At 61.9% G+C, this 19,968-nt stretch carries 18 protein-coding genes; 9 read left to right on the forward strand and 9 right to left on the reverse strand.

The genetic code is table 11. The annotated features are described in order from the left end of the window. Positions 1-551: Tim44 domain-containing protein (locus ACMV18_RS01705; RefSeq protein WP_420816445.1), on the forward strand; the 551-nt coding region annotated here is incomplete at its 5' end. A gap of 116 nt (positions 552-667) precedes the next feature. Continuing rightward, complete coding sequence (locus tag ACMV18_RS01710) at positions 668-2,878, forward strand: putative bifunctional diguanylate cyclase/phosphodiesterase (protein WP_420816446.1); 2,211 nt, start codon at positions 668-670, stop codon at positions 2,876-2,878. On the opposite strand, the gene ACMV18_RS01715 is transcribed toward ACMV18_RS01710, so the two are convergent. The 3 genes from ACMV18_RS01715 to ppk2 all read right to left on the reverse strand — a co-directional run bounded on the left by ACMV18_RS01715 (position 2,866) and on the right by ppk2 (position 6,673). Further along, positions 2,866-4,707 (reverse strand): ABC transporter ATP-binding protein, encoded by a 1,842-nt coding sequence (locus ACMV18_RS01715; RefSeq protein ID WP_420816447.1) that lies wholly within the window; start codon positions 4,705-4,707, stop codon positions 2,866-2,868. The genes ACMV18_RS01710 and ACMV18_RS01715 overlap by 13 nt on opposite strands. A 64-nt stretch (positions 4,708-4,771) precedes the next feature. Then, positions 4,772-5,647 carry an ion channel gene (locus ACMV18_RS01720; protein WP_420816448.1) on the reverse strand — a complete coding sequence of 292 codons (876 nt, stop codon included), beginning with the start codon at positions 5,645-5,647 and terminating at the stop codon, positions 4,772-4,774. Between the two features lie 102 nt (positions 5,648-5,749). Next, a complete protein-coding gene (ppk2, locus tag ACMV18_RS01725) occupies positions 5,750-6,673 on the reverse strand; it encodes a polyphosphate kinase 2 (protein ID WP_374255377.1) in 924 nt (307 codons plus the stop codon). A 186-nt stretch (positions 6,674-6,859) separates the two neighbouring features. Here ppk2 and ACMV18_RS01730 point away from each other — a divergent pair, with 186 nt between their 5' ends. Beyond that, on the forward strand, positions 6,860-7,741 hold the full coding sequence (locus tag ACMV18_RS01730) for an acyltransferase (protein WP_420816449.1): 882 nt from the start codon (positions 6,860-6,862) through the stop codon (positions 7,739-7,741). A gap of 76 nt (positions 7,742-7,817) precedes the next feature. Here ACMV18_RS01730 and ACMV18_RS01735 read toward each other — a convergent pair whose 3' ends face one another. The 4 genes from ACMV18_RS01735 to ACMV18_RS01750 all read right to left on the reverse strand — a co-directional run bounded on the left by ACMV18_RS01735 (position 7,818) and on the right by ACMV18_RS01750 (position 12,116). Then, positions 7,818-8,540, reverse strand: coding sequence for a hypothetical protein (locus tag ACMV18_RS01735; protein WP_374255373.1), 723 nt, complete (start codon positions 8,538-8,540; stop codon positions 7,818-7,820). Then, on the reverse strand, positions 8,537-10,102 hold the full coding sequence (locus ACMV18_RS01740; protein WP_420816450.1) for a malonate--CoA ligase: 1,566 nt from the start codon (positions 10,100-10,102) through the stop codon (positions 8,537-8,539). The genes ACMV18_RS01735 and ACMV18_RS01740 overlap by 4 nt, the downstream gene beginning before the upstream one ends. A 44-nt stretch (positions 10,103-10,146) precedes the next feature. After that, positions 10,147-11,793, reverse strand: coding sequence for an acyl-CoA synthetase (locus ACMV18_RS01745; protein ID WP_374255369.1), 1,647 nt, complete (start codon positions 11,791-11,793; stop codon positions 10,147-10,149). 68 nt (positions 11,794-11,861) lie between these two features. Then, complete coding sequence (locus tag ACMV18_RS01750; protein ID WP_374255368.1) at positions 11,862-12,116, reverse strand: RNA-binding S4 domain-containing protein; 255 nt, start codon at positions 12,114-12,116, stop codon at positions 11,862-11,864. Between the two features lie 288 nt (positions 12,117-12,404). On the opposite strand from ACMV18_RS01750, the gene ACMV18_RS01755 reads away from it, so the two are divergent. The 6 genes from ACMV18_RS01755 to ACMV18_RS01780 all read left to right on the forward strand — a co-directional run bounded on the left by ACMV18_RS01755 (position 12,405) and on the right by ACMV18_RS01780 (position 18,322). After that, positions 12,405-13,127 carry a hypothetical protein gene (locus ACMV18_RS01755; protein WP_420816451.1) on the forward strand — a complete coding sequence of 241 codons (723 nt, stop codon included), beginning with the start codon at positions 12,405-12,407 and terminating at the stop codon, positions 13,125-13,127. A 31-nt stretch (positions 13,128-13,158) separates the two neighbouring features. Next, positions 13,159-14,634 carry an aldehyde dehydrogenase family protein gene (locus tag ACMV18_RS01760; protein ID WP_420816452.1) on the forward strand — a complete coding sequence of 492 codons (1,476 nt, stop codon included), beginning with the start codon at positions 13,159-13,161 and terminating at the stop codon, positions 14,632-14,634. Between the two features lie 124 nt (positions 14,635-14,758). Then, positions 14,759-15,682, forward strand: a complete 924-nt coding sequence (locus tag ACMV18_RS01765) for a branched-chain amino acid ABC transporter permease (protein ID WP_420816453.1) — start codon at positions 14,759-14,761, stop codon at positions 15,680-15,682. A 17-nt stretch (positions 15,683-15,699) separates the two neighbouring features. Then, a complete protein-coding gene (locus ACMV18_RS01770; protein WP_374255482.1) occupies positions 15,700-16,791 on the forward strand; it encodes a branched-chain amino acid ABC transporter permease in 1,092 nt (363 codons plus the stop codon). Then, positions 16,788-17,564, forward strand: a complete 777-nt coding sequence (locus tag ACMV18_RS01775) for an ABC transporter ATP-binding protein (RefSeq protein ID WP_420816454.1) — start codon at positions 16,788-16,790, stop codon at positions 17,562-17,564. Before ACMV18_RS01770 ends, ACMV18_RS01775 begins: the two co-directional genes overlap by 4 nt. 23 nt (positions 17,565-17,587) lie before the next feature. Next, entirely contained in the window at positions 17,588-18,322 is a 735-nt protein-coding gene (locus tag ACMV18_RS01780; protein WP_420816455.1) for an ABC transporter ATP-binding protein, read from the forward strand. Between the two features lie 48 nt (positions 18,323-18,370). Here ACMV18_RS01780 and ACMV18_RS01785 read toward each other — a convergent pair whose 3' ends face one another. Further along, positions 18,371-18,787 (reverse strand): HIT family protein, encoded by a 417-nt coding sequence (locus tag ACMV18_RS01785; protein WP_374255361.1) that lies wholly within the window; start codon positions 18,785-18,787, stop codon positions 18,371-18,373. Positions 18,788-18,828: 41 nt separating this feature from the next. Then, a complete protein-coding gene (locus ACMV18_RS01790) occupies positions 18,829-19,872 on the reverse strand; it encodes a CDP-6-deoxy-delta-3,4-glucoseen reductase (protein WP_374255359.1) in 1,044 nt (347 codons plus the stop codon). Positions 19,873-19,968 lie beyond the last annotated feature (96 nt).

The raw sequence follows: 19,968 nt of genomic DNA on the forward strand, positions 1-19,968 counted from the left end.
AGGCCCGTGGCCCGCAATTGGCCGGTGCCGGTGCACCCTATGGTCAGCAGTTCAACCAGGCCGACAGCCGTGATGCCTTCGCGCAGCCGATGCAGCGCCAGGGCTTTGACGCCGCGCCCGCCGCTGTCGGTGCCGCTGCCACAGGTGCGGCCGTGGGGGGCAACCTGAACAACGTGCCGGCTGGTTTCGACGCCGAAGGCTTCCAGCGCATTGCCAAGATGATCTTCATCCGCCTGCAGGCTGCCAACGACGCTGGCAACGTGGAAGATCTGCGCAAGTTCACCACGCCGGAGTTGTTTGCGTCACTGCGCCTCGATTTGCAAGAGCGCGGCAGTGCACCCAACCAGACCGACGTCATGCAACTGGATGCCGAACTGGTGGATACCGCCCAGGAAAACGGGCAGTGGGTGGCGTCGGTGCGCTTCCATGGCCTGATTCGTGAAGAGGTGAACGCGGGTGCGCAGCCGTTCAATGAACTGTGGCACCTGGTCAAACCGGTGCAAGGCGATGCCGACTGGGCGATCGCGGGCATCACACCGTTGGATGCCTGACACTTTTGGGGTGCAGGGGTACTACGGGCTGCAGTAAACGGGTTAAAGACTTATAACATTCGCAACGTGTTTAACCCTTGCGTCGCAGATGGCTGGTCTGCCTGTGACGCCCCTGCATGACGATCCCGGCCCCAGGTTCTTCTGATGCTGTTGCTCCGGCTGCCTACGACGGCCCAAGGAGCTTGCTACGGCGTTTGCCCAGTGCGCTGTTGCTCAGCATGCTGGCGCTGTTGGTGCTGGTGTGGCGCTGGCCTGCGGAGTGGTCCGGCCTGGTGCCCCTGGATGTCTTTCCGGTGGCGTTGCACACCTTCACCGAATTTGCCGCCATCGTGGCGGCCCTTCTGGTCTTCTTCGTGGCTTGGCATGCCAACAACGGTCTGCTGCCAGCCAACGTGGCCAAACTCGCATGTGGGTTCTTGGCGGTCGGCTTGATCGATGTGGGACACGTGCTGTCCTACAGCGGCATGCCGGACTTCGTCACGCCTTCCGGCATCGAAAAGGCCATTCATTTCTGGCTGGTTGCGCGGTATGTGGGGGCTGCCACCTTGCTGTGTGTGGCATTGCAGCCTGATGCCGGGCCCATTTCAGACGCTCAGCGCAACGTGTTGTTGGCTGGTGCCTTGACGCTGACAATGGCCGTTTATGCCCTGAACCTGTTTGCGCCCGAGGTCTGGCCTTCAACTTTTGTGGCGGGGGTGGGGCTGACGCCTTTCAAGGTGGTCCTTGAATATGGCGTGGTCATGGTGACCCTGGCAGCTGCGGTTCTGTTCTGTCGCAGCGAGGTGCGACACCGCGCCTACAGCGTCACCGATTTGTGCACGGCAGCGCTGATCACGGTGCTGTCCGAGTTGTGTGTGACGCTGTACACGCACGTGGGCGATGTGTTCATGCTCATGGGGCATGTGTACAAGATCATTGCCTATTTCTTCATCTATCGGGCGGTCTTTGTCACCGCAGTGCGCGAGCCCTACCGCCTGCTTCAGTTTGAAGTTCAGGAGCGACGGGAGGCAGAAAAGCGTGCTTCGTTTTTGGCGTATCACGATGCCCTGACGCAGTTGCCGAACCGGGAGCTGGCGCGAGATCGCTTTGTGCAAGCGACGGCCGACGCCCGGCGCCACGGCAACAGCGTGGCCCTGGTTTTTCTGGATCTGGATCACTTCAAGAACATCAATGATTCTTTGGGGCACGCCGTGGGCGATTTGCTGCTGTGTGAGGTGGCGCATCGACTCGTTGCCAGTGTGCGCGGGGGCGACACGGTCAGTCGCCAGGGGGGCGATGAGTTTCTGTTGATCCTCAAGGACGTCCAGCACGCCGACGAGGTGGGGGCGCTGGTCGGGAAGCTGATTGAGCGTCTGGTGTTGCCGATCACGCTGGACGGACAAGAGTTGACGACGTCGGCCTCAGCCGGGATCGCGATTTACCCCGGAGACAGCGACGAGTTCGATGTGCTGATGCAGCAAGCTGATACCGCCATGTATCGGGCCAAGGAAGAGGGACGCAATACCTGGCGCTTCTATGACGAGGCCATGAATGCCGCCTCGCTGGAAAAGCTCGACATCCGCAATGGCTTGCGCCACGCCTTGCAGGCCCATCAGCTTCAGCTGGTCTACCAACCCCAGGTCAACTTGACCACGGGCAAATTGGTCGGGCTGGAAGCCTTGCTGCGCTGGAAGCATCCCGAGAAGGGCTTCGTGTCGCCAGCCAAATTCATCCCTGTGGCCGAAGACAGCGGCCTGATCGTCCCCATCGGTGAATGGGTGATGCGCGAGGCCTGTCGTCAGGCCGCCATCTGGCACCGATCCGGGCTGGATGACGTGGCCATGGCGGTGAATCTCTCGGCCGTGCAGTTCAAGCGAGGTGATGTCGAGCAGGTGGTGGCTTCGGCGCTGGAGGCATCCGGCTTGCCGCCCTCCTTGCTGGAGTTGGAGCTGACGGAATCCGTGCTGATCAGTGATCCGGAAAACGTGCAGTCACGGCTGATGCAGCTGAAGGACTTGGGCGTGCGGCTGGCGATCGACGATTTCGGCACGGGCTACTCCAGCTTGTCCTACCTGAAGCGGTTTTCGGTGGACAAGCTCAAGATTGACCAGAGCTTTGTGCACGACCTGGAGTTACACCCCGACGAGGTGGCCATTGTGCGCGCCATCATCCAGATGGCCGCGGGCTTGGGCTTGTCCACCATCGCCGAGGGCGTTGAAACCGAGGGCATGATGAAGCAGCTTCAGGCGCTTGGGTGCGACGAGGCCCAAGGCTATTGGGTGGCTCGCCCCATGTCCGCCGAGGCCTTCGAGGAATGGTGGGATCAGCACAACCGTCAGTCGGTGTGATCGTCATCGGCGGCCAGGAAACCGCCGCTTTGATGCGCCCACAGTCGGGCATACAAGCCGCCGCGTGCCAGCAACTCGTGGTGTGAGCCTTCTTCCACGATGCGCCCTTGGTCGAGCACGATCAGGCGGTCCATGGCGGCAATGGTGGACAAGCGGTGCGCAATGGCCACCACGGTCTTGCCTTCCATCAGCGAGTACAGGCTGGCCTGAATGGCGGCTTCGACCTCCGAATCCAGCGCGCTGGTGGCTTCGTCCAGCAACAAGATCGGGGCGTCTTTCAGCATGACGCGTGCAATCGCAATGCGCTGGCGCTGGCCGCCTGACAACTTGACGCCGCGTTCGCCCACGTGCGCGTCGTAGGCCGTGCGGCCCTTCGGATCACTGAGCGACTGGATGAACGCATGGGCCTCGGCGCGGATGGCGGCTTGCACCATGGCCTCATCCGAGGCGTCCGGCCGACCGTACAGGATGTTGTCCCGTACCGAGCGGTGCAACAGGGACGTGTCTTGCGTGACCATGCCGATTTGTGCGCGCAAGCTGTCTTGTGTGACCTGGGCAATGTCCTGCCCATCGATCAGGATGCGACCTTGCGGCACATCGTAGAAACGCAGCAGCAGGTTCACGATGGTGGACTTGCCCGCGCCCGATCGGCCCACGACACCAATCTTTTCGCCGGGGCGGATGTGCAGGTTCAGGTGGTCGATGACGCTGCGGTCGCCGCCATAACCAAAGCTCACGTCTTCGAAACGGATTTCGCCTTGGGGCACATGCAGCGGGGCAGCCTGGGGGGCATCGACCACAGTATGGGGGCGCGACAAGGTGTTGATGCCATCCTGCACGGTGCCCACATGCTCAAACAGCATGGCCACTTCCCACATCATCCAGTGCGAGATGCCATTGAGGCGCAGGGCCATGGCGGTGGCCGCGGCGACCGCACCAATGCCCACTTGGCCTTGCGTCCACAACCACAGGGTCATGCCGGCGGTCGAGAGGATCAGCAGCATGCTCAGCGTGTGGTTGACCACCTCGAAGCCGCTGACCAAGCGCATCTGGCCGTGAACGGTGGCCATGAAGTCCTGCATGGCCGACCGGGCGTAGCCGGCTTCACGGTTGGCATGCGAAAACAGCTTGACCGTGGCGATGTTGGTGTACGCGTCGGTGATGCGGCCGGTCATCAGCGAGCGGGCATCTGACTGCGCCCGCGCCATGCGGCTGAGTCGCGGCACAAAGTAGCTCACCGACAGCACGTACAGGGCCAGCCAGCCCAGAAAGGGCAGGATGAGGGTCAGATCGAAGCTGCCGACCACCGCGGTCATGGTCAGGAAGTAGATGCCCACAAACACCAAGATGTCGCCCACGATGAAGCAGGTGTCGCGCACCGCCAGGGCCGTCTGCATCACTTTGGTGGCGACCCGCCCGGCAAACTCGTCCTGGTAAAAGCTCATGCTTTGACCCAGCATGAGGCGATGGAAGTTCCAGCGCAACTTCATGGGGAAGTTGCCCGCCAGGGTCTGGTGTTTGAGCGTGGTTTGCAGCCACACCGCCAGCGGGCTGGCCAGCAGGACGCCGGCGAGCATCAGCAACTTGTCGCTGGCTTGCGTCCACAGTTGCTGTGGTGGCACGGCACTGAGCCAGTTCACGATGCTGCCCAGCATGTTGAACAGCAATGCCTCGAAGGCCCCGATGAGGGCGGTCAGCAGCGTCATCCCGAGCAGGTAGGGCCGCATGCCCTGTGTGCCCGCCCAGATGAAGGCAAAAAAGCCCTTGGGTGGCGTGGCAGGTGGGGTGTCGGGATAGGGGTGAACGAGGTTCTCGAACCAACTCAGCACAAACAGGGCTCCGCAGCAGCGTCTCAAACGGTCAAGCGTACCGCTTTTGGACGGTGCCGTGGCCTCAAGGGGCTTGGATCGAGCGCGATTGCTTGTGGTTGGATGCCGCGAGGTAGTTCAGCAACTGGCGCGCCTGCTCGTTGCCGATGGTGGCTTCGGCCAACAGGAAGCCGCCAATTTCACCAATGCCGATCACGAGGTTGGCGCCGGCTGCCTCGAGGTAGGGGCGCTGTCCTGGGTCCAGTAACTCGGCAATGATGCGGGCTTGCGGCGCATGCTGACGGGCGACCAGGCAGTTCACGGCCGTCAGGGCATCGGCATTTTGTTTCTCACCGTAATTCGCCAGCACCACCACCGTGTCGGCTTGCGGCAGACAGGCGCGGTCAATGGCTTCACCTCGGATGGGGTAAGGCGAGCGCGTGAAGGTCAGCAAGGGGTCATCGATCGGTTTGTGTTCCAGGTCGGCCATGACCAGCACCGGTGCATGGGCGTATTGCGCATCGGCGCGGAGGGTCTGGACGATGTGGGGCCCCTTGAGGTTCCAGCCGATGATCACGATGTGGTGGTGCAGGCGGTGCATAGTCAACCCCATGTCTTCTCGGACTTTGCGCTCGATGAGGACGGCCGCGGCCAGCGCACACAGCAACGCGGTCAGCAATTTGGAGACGATGACGGCCAGGCCCATCACCATGCGCCCAGCGTCGGTTTGAGGCGCAACGGCGGAATCGCCCGAGGTGGTCATTGTGACCAGCAGGCCGTAGGTGGCGTCAGAAAACGTGTGTATCCGGGGGCTGTGGCCGACTTCGAAGACGTAGATCAGCCCGGCGCACGCCAGCCAGACCACGACAAACACGCCCGTCAGCTCGACGATGAAACGGTAGCGAGCCACCGCCATCAAGCGGATGAACATCTGCACCCAAGTTGAGCGGCTTGTCTGCACGGGGAACCTCCCACGCAACACCACGATGAGCCCAGTCTATGACCGGACTCAGTCTTTCGGACAAGGGGCAGACCCGCATGAGGCGGGCATTTTTTCGCGGACTCAGTAAATCTGAGGCACGAACAGCTCGTCTGGCACCGGGTGGCGGATGTAGTCCTCGCGCCGTTCGCGCTCGGGCAGGATCACGGGCTCATGGTCGACTTCGTGGTAATCGAACTGCGACAGCAGGTGGCTGATGCAGTTGAGCCGGGCGCGTTTCTTGTCAACGGCCTGCACCACCCACCAGGGTGCTTCGGGGATGTGGGTGCGCTCCAGCATCACTTCCTTGGCGCGGGTGTAGTCTTCCCAGCGGCGACGGCTTTCCAGGTCCATCGGGCTGAGCTTCCATTGCTTGAGCGGGTCGTGGATGCGACCCAGGAAGCGGATGTTCTGCTCTTCGTCGGTGATCGAGAACCAGTACTTGATGACGCGGATGCCGCTGCGTACCAGCATCTTTTCAAACTCGGGCACCGAGCGGAAAAACTCTTCCAGTTCGTCGTCGGAGCAAAAGCCCATCACGGTTTCCACGCCGGCGCGGTTGTACCAGCTGCGGTCAAACAGCACGATCTCACCGGCAGCGGGCAGGTGCGCCACATAGCGCTGGAAGTACCACTGGGTCTTTTCACGGTCGTTGGGGGCGGGCAGGGCGGCCACACGGCACACGCGGGGGTTCAGGCGCTGGGTGATGCGCTTGATGGCGCCGCCCTTGCCTGCGGCATCGCGCCCCTCAAAAATCACCACGACGCGTTGGCCGCTGTGCACCACCCAGTCCTGCAGCTTGACCAGCTCGCCCTGCAGGCGAAACAGCTCGCGGAAGTACACCTGCCGCATGCGACGGTCTTCCTCGCTCTGAGGTTGAGCAATACCATCTTGCAGCCGGTCATCAATCTCCATCTCCAGCTCTTCGTCGTAGCTGTCGATCACGTCTTCTTGCAGGCGGCGGATCAGGTCGGCGTCGATGTTCTGCTGTTTGGGATTCGGGCTCATGCGGGACTCGGTACAGGTTGAACGGTTAATTTTTCACATTGCCATAAAGATATGTCCTCAGCATGAACACGTGAGCAGATCGCTCGGAAACGCGTGGTCAAGCGGTGACACTCAATTAATGCACATCTGTGCACATAATCTCGACCTCATGCATCCAACCGGGAGCGTCCGTCGCTCCGTTTACCCATGATTCAAAGCATTACCCGTTTCTGCAAGGCGACGTTCGCCTCTGTGGTGCTGGCGGTCAACACCGTGGTGGGCTTCACATTGATGATTCCCTTTGTGATTGCCAAGCTCTTGTTGCCCTTCACCTTTGTCCGCAAGATTTGCGACACGGGCCTGCGGACCATCGCCGAAACCTGGATTGGCGTGAACTGCTTCTGGATGAACACCGTGGGGCGCACACGCTGGCATGTGTCCGGACACGACCAGTTCCCCTATCAAGGCTGGTATCTGGTCAGTGCCAACCACCAAAGCTGGGTCGACATCCTGGTGCTGCAGTGGGTGTTCAACCGCCGCATTCCCCTGCTGAAGTTCTTCATCAAGCATGAATTGATTTATGTGCCCATCATCGGCCTGTGCTGGTGGGCTCTGGACTTCCCGTTCATGAAGCGTCGTGGCGGGGCCAGCGCGCAGAAGGATCTGGAGACCGCTCGCAAGGCGTGCGAGAAGTTCCGCGTCATCCCCACTTCGGTGATCAGCTTCATGGAAGGCACCCGCTTCACCAAGGGCAAGCATGCCCAGCAGAAGTCGCCGTATCAAAACCTGCTCAAGGCCAAAACCGGCGGCGTGTGCATGGCGCTGGAAACCATGGGCGACATGTTCAACTGCTTGGTGGACGTGACCATCGTGTACCCGCATGGCATCCCCACCTTTACCGATTTGCTGACCGGCAACCTGGAAGAGGTGGTGGTCAAGGTGCGTGAAGTGCCCATTCCCAAGATCGTGCTGCTCAACGAGAAGGGTGAACCTGCTTCGCGTCAGGTGGTGCAAGCCTGGGTGGATGAAATGTGGACTGCCAAGGATCGCGAGATCACGGAGATCAAGGCCAGTTTCTCCCGCCAGTGATGGCTGGCGAGGACCATGAAAAAAGGCCGGGTCGCTGTCCAGCGCCCGGCCTTTTTTTGTGCATGGGGTAGCGGCTTCAGTTCCCTGCCGATGCCGCAGAGGCGGCGGGTGCAGCCTTCAAGGGCTTGACCAGACGATCAAACTGAGCCGGGGCCACGTATTGCAGCAATTCCTTGCCTTCGGTGTCCAGAGACAGGTCCAGGCCGTGTGCGGGGTAGAGGAAGTGCTCCAGGTGCCCGTTGCTGCGCACGCGCTCAGCCGGTTGCCCGAAACGTGCCAGAACGGTGGCCTCATCCAGGTTGGCCTGCGGAATGAAGCTCATGGCAATCAACGGTGCCTTCATGGCTTCAGCCAGATCTTCGGGCGTGAGTTTGTACTTGCGGGTGGTGCTTTCCATGAACTCGGCCTTCAGGGCGCGCTCACGCATGCCTTGGATGACATCGGCCGGCAGGTCGGCGGTCAGTACCACTTTGCCGGTGATGAAACCGGCCGCAGCGGGGTCGACAAAGGCTTCCAGCATGCCGGCTTCACCTGGGGCCGCGATGATGGCCACTTCCATGTCCTGACCCCAACGCTGGCGGGCGTCGGCCAGCGTGCTGGCTTGTCCGGCGGGACCCAATGTGAGCCCCATCACGCGGCTGGCACCATTGGGAAGCACTTCAATCTGCCAAGGCAGCACACTGGCAACTTGTTGCGCGGCCGGGTCAGGCTTTTGAAACAACTGCCCCCCCGCCACGATCAGGGCGCTCACGCCCAAGGCTGCAGCCACCAGGCCGCTCACAATCCAGACTTGCTTCATTGCGTTGTGTGTTCAGGTGATTTGAAAGTGTGCTGCCACGCTTGGCGAAGCAAGGTCTTCTGGACCTTGCCCATGGCGTTGCGCGGCAATTCAGCTTGAACAAAGACGCGCTTGGGAACTTTGAAGTTGGCCATCGTGTCTTTGAGATGCCGAATGATCGCAGCTTCCTCCAGTGTCTGACCTGATTCAGGAACAACAATCGCAATCACACCTTCACCGAAGTCCGGATGCGGCACGCCCACCACAGCCGACTCGGCAACGCCCGGGAGCTTGTCGATGGCACTTTCGATTTCTGCCGGGTAGACGTTGAAGCCGCCACTGATGATCAGGTCTTTGGCGCGACCCGACAGGTGCACATACCCCAGCGCGTCCACATGGCCGACATCGCCGGTTTTGAACCAGCCATCCGCGGTGAAGGACTCGGCGGTCTTGTCCGGCATGCCCAGGTAGCCTGAGAAGACGTTGGGGCCGCGAACTTCCACTTCGCCCATGGCATCGGTGGTGCGCACCGCACCCGCACCATCCACGATTCGCACCTGCACGCCTGGCAGGGGGCGTCCCACGCTGCCGGTCACGCGCAGGCCATCGCCGGGGCGGCAGGGGTTGGAGCACAACATGCCGGTTTCGCTCATGCCGTAGCGTTCCAGGATGGTGTGGCCGGTTCTCTGGGCAAAGGCTTCGTGGGTCGCTGCCAGCAGCGGCGCTGACCCGCTGATGAACAAACGCATGTGCCGTGTGGCCTCGGCGGTGAGCTCGGGGGCTTGCAGCAGGCGCACGTACATCGTGGGCACGCCCATGAACAGCGTGGCTTGCGGTGGGCGCGAGTCGGCGATGGTGCTCAGCACCGAGGCCGGGTCGAACTTGTTGAGCCAGCGCATGGGGGTGCCTGCCAGCAGTGCGCAGTGGCATGCCACGAACAAGCCATGAATGTGAAAGATGGGCAGCGCGTGGACCAGGCAGTCGTCGTAGCGCCAGTCCCAGTAGCGCAGCAGCGTGCGGGCATTGCTCAAGAGGTTGCCGTGCGAGAGCATGGCCCCCTTGCTGCGGCCCGTGGTGCCTGAGGTATACAGAATCGCCGCGAGGTCGTCGGGCTGACGGTCAGCCACGGCGTGGCGATCGCTGTGCAGGCTGGCGTGTGACAGCAGGCTGCCGGTGCGGTCTGTGCCCAGGGTGAACAGATGGTCCACGCCACCGTGTGCGGCAATCGGGATGACCCATTCCTGATCCTCGGGCCGACAGACCAGAACGGCCGGTTGGGCATCGCCCACAAAGTATTCCAGCTCGGCTGCGCGGTAGGCCGGGTTCAGGGGCAAGTAGGTGCAACCAGCGCGCAAGGTGGCGAGGTACAGCAAGAGCGACTCGACCGACTTGTCGACATGCGCTGCCACCACTGGGGGTCGATCGTCCACGCCTTGCAGGTGCAGGCTGTCGAGCAGGTTGGCCAGCATGGCCGTGGCGCGTTCCAGATCGCGCCAGGTGTAGGCCCTGCCATCCTCACAGAAGATGGCAGGATCTTGATCGGTTGCGGGCCAAGCCGCACGCAGGGCGTGAAACAGATTCATGAGCAGCGTTCCTTTTGGCTCTGTGTGCGGCGGGGCTGGCAGGATCAGACGTCGATGGCTTGCGCCGAGCCCGCCACCTTGCGCAATTCGTACTTCTGAATCTTGCCGGTCGAGGTCTTGGGCAGTTCACCAAACACGATGGCCTTGGGCACCTTGAAGCCGGCCAGATGCGCCTTGCAGTGGGCAATGATGTCGTCCACGGTGACATCGGCGCCGGCCTTCAGTTCGATGAAGGCACAGGGTGTTTCGCCCCACTTCGGATCAGGTTTGGCAACCACGGCAGCCGCCATCACGGCCGGGTGACGGTACAGCACATCTTCCACTTCGATGGACGAGATGTTCTCGCCACCCGAGATGATGATGTCCTTGCTGCGGTCCTTGATCTTCACGTAGCCATCGGGGTAGATGACGGCCAGATCGCCCGTGTGGAACCAGCCGCCGGCAAACGCGTCTTCGGTGGCTTTCGGGTTCTTGAGGTAGCCCTTCATGGTGATGTTGCCGCGGAACATGATTTCACCCATGGTCTCGCCATCAGCCGGCACGGGCTGCATGGTCAACGGGTCCAGCACGGACACGCTGCGTTGCAGGTGGTAATTGACGCCCTGGCGTGCATTCAGGCGGGCGCGTTCACCCACGTCCAGGTCGGCCCAGGCATCGTGCTTGACGCAGACCGAGGCCGGGCCATAGATCTCGGTGAGGCCGTACACGTGGGTCAGGTCAAAGCCCATTTGCTCCATGCCTTCGATCATGGCGGCAGGCGGTGCGGCGCCCGCCACCATGGCCTTGACCTGATGGGTCACGCCTTGGCGGATGTCGGCCGGGGCCGCCAGCATGGCCGAGTGCACGATGGGGGCCGCACAGTAGTGCGTGACCTTGTGGGTGCGGATGGCATCAAAGATGGACTTGGGGTCCACGCGGCGCAAACAGACGTTGACGCCGGCGCGCGCAGCCACCGTCCAGGGGAAGCACCAGCCGTTGCAGTGGAACATGGGCAGGGTCCACAGGTAGACCGCATGCTTGGGCATGTCCCATTCCAGAATGTTGGACACGGCGTTGAGCGCCGCGCCGCGGTGGTGATAGACCACGCCCTTGGGGTTGCCGGTCGTGCCCGAGGTGTAGTTCAGCGCGATGGCGTCCCACTCGTCGGTCGGGAACTGCCAGGCAAAGTCAGGGTCGCCACTGGCCAGCAGGTCGTCATACGTGACGCTGCCGATGTGCTTGACGGTGCCGCCATAGAGGGCGTCTTCCGTGTCGATGATGAGCACCGGATGCTTGCTTTGACGCATGCCCAGCGCGCGGCTCATCACAGCCGAGAACTCGGGGTCCACGATGATGGCCTTGGCCTCGCCGTGGTCCAGCATGAAGGCCAGGGCTTCGGCGTCGAGGCGGGTATTGAGGGTGTTGAGCACGGCCCCCGACATCGGCACGCCAAAGTGGGCTTCCACCATGGGGGGCGTATTGGGCAGCATGACCGCCACGGTGTCACCTTTGCCGATGCCGCGTTGCTGCAGCGCGCTGGCCAGTCGGCGGCAGCGGGTGTAGGTCTCAGACCAGGTTTGAGTCAGCGCACCGTGAATGATGGCCACGCGGTCGGGGTAGACCAGCGCCGAGCGCTCAATGTAGGACAGCGGGGTCAGTGCAGCGAAGTTCGCGTCGTTTTTCGGCAGGTCTTGCGAAAAGATGTCGGACATGAAAAGGCTCCTTTTGGGAAGCCAAGATCGTGCCCCGATTTACCCGCATGAGGTATCGGTCAATCCCCTCATTCTGAGGAGGCTTGATCGGAGTCAATTTCTGCGGTGACGCGAATGCGTGCGCCATGAACGCTGACGACCTGACCCGGGCGGATCTTGGCGGTTTTACGCAACTCGTCCTGACCATCTACTTGAACGCGGCCTTCTGCCACCATGACCTTGGCACGTCCCCCGCTGTCAGCCAGACCGCAGGCCTTGAGCAAGCGGTCCAAAGTGATGAATTCACCGCGCACGGGAAAGGTGATTTGCTGGATGGGGGGCATGAAATGTCGAGCTTCGGTTGTCAGTCGCCAGTTTAGCGGCATGCCATTTGGCCTGCGGAGTCAATTTGCTTGTCCGGTTTGGTCAATGTTCGTCGAACGCGGTTCGTTATCTTTGCGCATCCTCCACAGGCGCTGAATTGAGGGCAACTCAGGGTTGTTGCGGAAGTCTTCGGGCTGCAGGATGCCCCGGAAGCATGCACAATCGCGAAATTGTGGGTCGCGTTGTATTCAGATTTGGGCGGCCCGTTGATTCAATCCGTATTTTTGTCCCGTGTGGACCGTTCTGCCATGAGCATGAAGAAGACCGATCTCGAAAAAAACAAAGCATTCAAGCTCCGTGATGGCGTGCGCTATGCCGGGACGCCCGATCGCTTTGCCGCTGGCTCCGCGCCTGCATTGTCCCGTCGCGAGCAGCGCAAGCTGGATCACGCCGCTGGCTTGGTGCCGTTCGCCTGCAAGCTCCACAGTGATTTGGTGGATCAGCTCAACGGTCTGGCCCAAGGGCAAGCCTTGTCGGTCCATGAGTTGGTGGAGCGTTTGATCAAGGCGGGTCTGGCTTCTGAGGGCGTGGCACTGGTCTCGTCCAAGCCTGCGCCAGCCAAGGCCGAGTCCAAGAAGCCCGCCATCCAGTTGCCTGTGGTGAAGGCGCCAGCCAAGGCCGAGAAAAAGTCTGACAAGAAGGCTGCGCAAAAAGCCGAGAAAAAGGTCGAGAAAAAGGCCGAAGTGAAGGCTGAGAAAAAGATCGAGCAGAAGACCGAAAAGAAAGCCACCAAGGCAGCGCCAAAAAGCGCCGCGCCCGTGAAGGCTGACAAAGCGGTCAAGGTGGATCAAAAGCCTGCGGCCAAAAAGGCTGTGGCCAAGAAAGCGGTCGCTGCCACGAAGCCCGCAGCCAAGAAAGCCGCTTCCAAGGCAGCTCCAAAGGCCGCCCCCAAGGCAGCCGCCAAGCCTGCCGTGAAAGCCGCGGCGACCCCAACCCCGGCTGCTCGCAAAGCCGCCCGAAGCAAAACCTGAGGATCACTGATCCCGACCGATGGAGACCAGCATGAACCGTCCAATGATGCATGTCGTTGATCCGCAGACCGGCGAGTCCAAGCCCGAGGACATCCGACGCGTGTTCGAGTCACAGGGGCCAACGGCCCTGGCTTGGCGCACGTCGACCCTTGCCGAGCGGATTGACCGTCTCAAGCGTTTGCGTGATGGCATGCTGGCTCGCCAGCAAGACTTTTACGCGGCCTTCGAGAAGGACTATCGCAAGCCCGCGATCGAAGTCAACGGCACGGAATTCATGCCGGTGCTCGAAGAGATCCGCCACACCATTTCGAGCCTGAAGAAGTGGGCCCAGCCCAAGCGCGTGCGCCCCACCATCGGGACGCTGTTCACGTCCAGCTGGATCGAATACCAGCCGCGTGGTCGCTGCCTGATCATCGCGCCGTGGAACTTCCCGCTCAATCTGTGCTTCGGCCCGCTGGTGTCGGCCCTGGCAGCTGGCAATACCGCCATCCTCAAGCCCTCTGAAATGACGCCTGCGGTGAGCGCGGTCATGGCCGAGGTGATCGCGACCGTGTTCCAGCCGCACGAAGTGGCCTTGTTCGAGGGCAGTCTGCCTACGTCGCAGGCCTTGCTGGAGCTGCCCTTCGATCACATCTTCTTCACCGGCTCACCCGCTGTGGGCAAGGTGGTCATGACCGCTGCGGCCAAGCACCTGACCAGCGTGACACTGGAGCTGGGGGGCAAGTCGCCCGTCATCGTCGACGAAACCGCCAATTTGCGTCAGGCCGCCGAGGTGATGCTGTGGGGCAAGCTGACCAACTGTGGCCAGATTTGCGTGGCGCCCGACCACGTCTATGTGCATGAGTCGGTGAAAGACCGCTTCGTGGAAGAGTGCCGCAAGGTGTTGGCCGAGCGCTATGGCGCGACCCCGGAAGCGCAACGTGCCAGCCCTGACTTGACACGCGTCATCAACCAGCGTCACACCCAGCGCATTGGGGGGCTGCTGCAAGATGCCTTGTCCAAGGGTGCCAAGGCGCTGACCGGTGGTGAAGTGGATGTGGCGTCTTGCTACATCGCGCCGACGCTGCTGGATCAGGTGCCGCGCGATGCGGCCATCATGTCGGAAGAAATTTTCGGGCCCGTGCTGCCCGTCCTGACCTTCCGTCAGGTAGACGAGGTCGTGCACGCCATCAACGCCATGCCCAAGCCGCTGGCCCTGTACGTGTTCAGCCAGGACATGAAGCGCACACGCAGCATCCTGGCACGCACCAGCTCGGGTGGCGTGGCCATCAACCAGGTGGTCTTGCACTACGCGCAAGGCAATCTGCCCTTTGGTGGCGTGAACAACTCCGGGATCGGCAATGCCCACGGCGAGTTCGGCTTCAAGACCTTCTCGCATGAACGTGGCGTGCTCAAGGGCGGCATGATCAACGCCGCCAAGATGCTGTTCTACCCACCGTACACCCCGGCTAAAAAGCAGATGGTCACGCAGTTCCTCAAGATGCTGAAGCTGCCCTTGCCCTTCTGAGTTGGGGCTTTCGAGCGCTGAGACAGCGGCCTGGATGCCCGATAATCCCAGCCGTCTGTTTTCATAACAGCCCGCCTGTTGGCCTTGCGCCGGCCTGGCGGGCTTTTTGCATGCCCCGACGATCGTGGACATCTTCATTCAACAACTGATCAATGGCCTGGTGCTGGGCAGCATGTATGCCCTGGTGGCACTGGGCTACACCATGGTTTACGGCATCGTGAACCTCATCAACTTCGCACACGGCGAGGTCTTGATGGTCGGTGCCCTGGTGAGCTGGACGGTCGTCACCACCCTGGGTGACTCTGGGCTGCCGGGCTGGCTGCTGCTGGCAATCTCGGTGGTGGCAGCCATGGTGGCCTGCATGGCCCTGAACTATGTGATCGAAAAGCTGGCATATCGGCCTTTGCGCAATGCCCCCCGGCTGGCGCCGCTGATCACGGCCATGGGCATGTCCCTGCTGTTGCAGACCTTGGCCATGATCATCTGGAAGCCCGATTACAAGCCGTATCCCATTCTGCTCAATGACGAGCCCTATGAGTTCATGGGTGCCACCATCAACCTGGTTCAGATTCTGATCCTGGCCGTGACCGCCATGACCCTGGCGGGTCTGATGGCCTTGATTCATGGCACCAAGCTGGGTCGGGCCATGCGGGCCACGGCCGAGAACCCCAAAGTGGCCCAATTGATGGGCGTGCAGCCTGACAAGATCATTTCGGCCACCTTCATCATCGGCGCAGCCCTGGCTGCGCTGGCCGGTGTGATGTGGGCGGCCAACTATGGATCGGTTCAGCACACCATGGGCTTTTTGCCTGGCTTGAAAGCCTTCACGGCAGCAGTGTTCGGTGGCATCGGGAACCTGGCCGGGGCCATGGTGGGCGGCTTGTTGCTGGGTGTCATCGAGGCCATGGGTGCGGGCTACATCGGCGAGTTGACCGGCGATGTGCTGGGCAGCAACTACCAGGACATCTTTGCCTTTGCGGTCCTGATTCTGGTCTTGACCTTGCGGCCCCAAGGTCTGCTGGGTGAGCGCGTGGCCGATCGCGCCTGAGGAGTCAGACCATGTTGATGAACAAACGTCTGCCGGTGTTCCTGGTGTGCGCGCTGGCCTTGTGTGTCCTGCCGATTGCTTTGCAGGGCGTGGGGGAGGCCTGGGTCCGCATTCTCGATACGGCGCTGCTCTACATCTTGCTGGCGCTCGGCCTGAACATCGTGGTGGGGTTTGCTGGCCTGCTCGACCTGGGCTACATCGCGTTCTACGCGGTGGGTGCTTACCTGTTTGCGCTGCTGGCTTCGCCGCATCTGGTCGACAACCTGCCGGCCGTTGCGGCCCTGTTCCCGCAAGGGTTGCATCTGCCCCTCTGGCAAGCCTTGCCATTGGCGGCAGGGGTGGCGGCGCTGGCCGGCGTGTTGCTGGGAGCGCCCACTTTGAAGTTGAGAGGCGATTACCTGGCCATCGTGACCCTGGGCTTCGGTGAAATCATCCGCGTGTTCATGAACAACCTGGATGCCCCCATCAACATCACCAACGGACCCAAGGGCATCAGCAGCATCGAACCCATCCACATCGCGGGTGTGAGCCTGGGCGAGCCTTTGCAGGTGGCGGGCTTCACCTTGTATTCCGTGACGCTGTACTACTACTTGTTCCTGGCCATCGTGGTCGGGGCAGTGGTGATCTGCGGTCGTCTGCATGACTCTCGCCTGGGGCGTGCCTGGGTTGCCATCCGGGAAGACGAAATTGCCGCCAAGGCCATGGGGCTGAACACCCGCAACCTGAAGCTGCTGGCGTTTGGTTTGGGTGCTTCGTTCGGGGGCGTGGCGGGCGTGCTGTTTGCCAGTTTCCAGGGCTTCGTGTCACCCGAGTCCTTCAGCCTGCAAGAGTCGGTGATGGTCGTGGCCATGGTGGTGTTGGGCGGACTCGGGCACATTCCCGGGGTCATCCTGGGCGCCTTCTTGCTCGCGGCCTTGCCGGAGGTGCTGCGTCACGTGGCCGGCCCCTTGCAAGCCATGACTGATGGTCGACTGGACGCGGCCATCTTGCGCCAACTGCTGATTGCGCTGGCGATGATCGGCATCATGCTGGTACGCCCACGCGGTTTGTGGCCTTCGCCCCGACATGAAGACCAGTTGATCCCCAACCAGTCTGAGGGGCAAGCATGAGCCAGACGCTGTTGAATGTGGCGGGCGTGTCCAAACGGTTTGGTGGTTTGCAGGCGCTCAGCGATGTGGCCTTGACCATCCTGCCCGGTGAAGTGCATGGCCTCATCGGCCCCAATGGCGCGGGCAAAACGACGTTTTTCAATGTCATCACGGGCCTGGTGCCGTCGGATCAGGGCCGGTTTGAGCTGGCCGGGCGCACGTACAAGCCCACGGCTGTCCACAAAGTGGCGCAGGCAGGCATTGCGCGCACGTTCCAGAACATCCGCCTGTTTGCCGACATGTCCGTGCTGGACAACGTCCGCGTCGGGCGCCATGTGCGCACGCGGGTAGGTTGGTGGCAAGCCATCTTGCGCACCCAGGCCTTTCGGGCGGAAGAGCATCAGATCACCCGGGATGCCCGTGAGTTGCTCGACTTCGTGGGGCTGGCTGGCAAGGCGCAGCAAACAGCCCGCACTCTGAGCTACGGGGATCAGCGGCGTCTGGAGATTGCACGCGCCTTGGCCACCGAGCCCAAGCTGCTGGCGCTGGACGAACCTGCGGCCGGCATGAATGCCACTGAAAAGCTGCAACTGCGTGAGCTGATTGAGCGCATCCGTGCGCAAGGTCGCGCGGTGCTGCTCATTGAGCATGACGTGAAGCTGGTCATGGGCCTGTGTGACCGGGTCACGGTGCTGGATCAGGGCAAGCGCATTGCGCATGGCCTGCCAGCCGATGTTCAGCGCGATCCGGCCGTGATCGCCGCGTATCTGGGCCAAGCCCATCAGCCCACGTGAGGGCGCACATGAGTGTTGCAGTGATGTCTGATTCTCAAGCGGGCGCAGGGTCTGCGCTGTTGTCGGTGCGCGGCCTCCATGTGGCCTATGGCGGCATCCAGGCGGTCAAGCGGCTGGACCTGGATCTGTTTCCCGGCGAACTGGTGAGCCTGATCGGTGCCAATGGCGCGGGCAAAACCACCACCCTCCAGGCCATTTGTGGTCTGCTACAGCCGCAGTCGGGCGAGGTACGGTACCAAGGGCGAAGCCTTCAGGGGCAAGGTCCCTGGGATCTGGTGGCGCAAGGGCTGGTCATGGTCCCTGAAGGACGGGGCATCTTCACCCGCATGACGATCGACGAGAACCTGCAGATGGGCGCCTATCTGCGCCGGGATCCCGAAGTGGCGTCGGACACGGAGGCGGTGTATGCGCGCTTTCCACGTCTCAAAGAGCGCATGCACCAATTGGCTGGGACCTTGTCTGGCGGGGAGCAACAGATGCTGGCCATGGGGCGCGCGCTCTTGTCCCGGCCCAAACTGCTCTTGCTGGATGAGCCATCCATGGGCCTGTCGCCCATCATGGTCGACAAGATCTTTGAGGTGGTTCAGGACGTCGCCAAGCAAGGCGTGACCGTGCTGCTGGTGGAGCAGAACGCCCATCGTGCGCTGGAACTGGCCGATCGTGCCTATGTGCTGGACTCCGGCGAGTGTGTGCTCAGCGGCCCTGCGCCAGACTTGCTGGGCAACCCGCAAGTGCAAGCGGCCTATTTGGGCGCTTGAAACAAAAGGCCCGCATCAGCGGGCCTTTTGGCGATCGTGACGTGTGGCTTACAGCGCAGCGATGATCTTGTCGGCGAAAGCCTTGAGGTGCCCTTGATCGGCCATCACGGTGGCGTGGGGCTTGCGCAGGTCAGCGATCGAGCCGGGGATCACGTGGATGTGAAAGTGCGGCACGGTCTGGCCGGCAGCCGGGCCGTTGAGCTGCATCAGCACCACACCTTCCGCACCCAGCCCCTTCTTTTGCGCATTGCCGATCTTGCGCACCGTGGCCATGCAGGCTTGTGCAGCCTCATCCGACAACTCGAAGAGCGTGGTGGCCGGTTCCTTGGGGATGACCAATGCGTGTCCATCGGTCTGCGGCATGATGTCCATGAAGGCCAGCGTGTGCGCGTCTTCAAACAGCTTGATGCAGGGGATCTCGCCACGCAGAATCTTGGCAAAGATGTTGTTCGAATCGTAAGACATGGAGGCTCCTTGGCTTCAGTGTGAGCGCGCGTGCGGCAATGTCAGGCGCTCTGTTTGTCGGCTTCGCTGGTGAAGGCGTCGGCGTAGAAATGCTCGTCCGGCAAACCGGCTTGGGCTGTGAAGTCGCGACGTGCTGACGACACCATGATGGGGGCGCCGCAGGCGTACACCTCGTGGCCAGACAAGTCAGGCAGGTCCGCCAGCACGGCTTGGTGGACCAGGCCGGTGCGGCCCGTCCAGGCATCGTCGGCCTTGGCTTCAGACAACACGGGCACATAGGTCAGCCAAGGCAGCTCGGCAGCCTGTTGCTGCGCCCAGTCGTGCATGTACAGATCTGCCTTGCTGCGACAGCCCCAATACAGCGTGGTGGGGCGGCTGATGTTGGCATGGCGCATGTGCTCGATGATGGCCTTGAGCGGCGCAAACCCGGTGCCCGAGCCCAGCAGCACGATGGGGCGATCGGAGTCTTCGCGCAGGAAGAAGGTGCCGTAAGGTCCTTCGACACGCAGGATTTCCTTTTCCTTCAGCGCACCAAACACGTGATCGGTGAACAGGCCACCCGGCATGTGGCGGATGTGCAGCTCCACGCCCTCAGGGCCCGCTTCCTTGACCGCGTGCGGGGCATTGGCCATCGAGTAACTGCGGCGTTGGCCGTCCTTCAGAATGAACTCGATGTACTGGCCAGCGCGGAAGTCGAAAGTGTTGTTGGTGGGCAGTTGCAGGCGAACGACCATCACATCGGGTGCCACCTGGGTCAGCTTGGTCACCCGGGTCGGCATTTTCACCACCGGGAAGTCGCCAACGGCCACCACCTGGCGCGACTCAATCACCAGATCGGTTTCTGGCTTGGCGCAGCAGGTCAGGATGAAACCACTTTCGGCTTCGGCGGCGCTCAGTGCCTTCTCCTGATGCGGTCCGTGGTGCACACGGCCTTCGACGAGCTTGCACTTGCACGAGCCACAGGCGCCATCCTTGCAACCATAAGGCAGACCGATGCCCGCGTTGATGGCACCGGTGAGCACGGTTTCCTCACCTTGCATGGTGAACTGACGGCCGCTGGGCTGGATGGAGACAGAAAAACTCATGATGAACACACACTCCGGACGACGAAACGTTGCGCAAGGCCAGGGCGATGCCATTCGGCCTCAGAATCGCAGGCAGGATTTTCGCTCAGACCAGCC

The sequence above is a fragment of the Aquabacterium sp. genome, from assembly GCF_048860245.1.
Taxonomy (GTDB): domain Bacteria; phylum Pseudomonadota; class Gammaproteobacteria; order Burkholderiales; family Burkholderiaceae_C; genus Aquabacterium.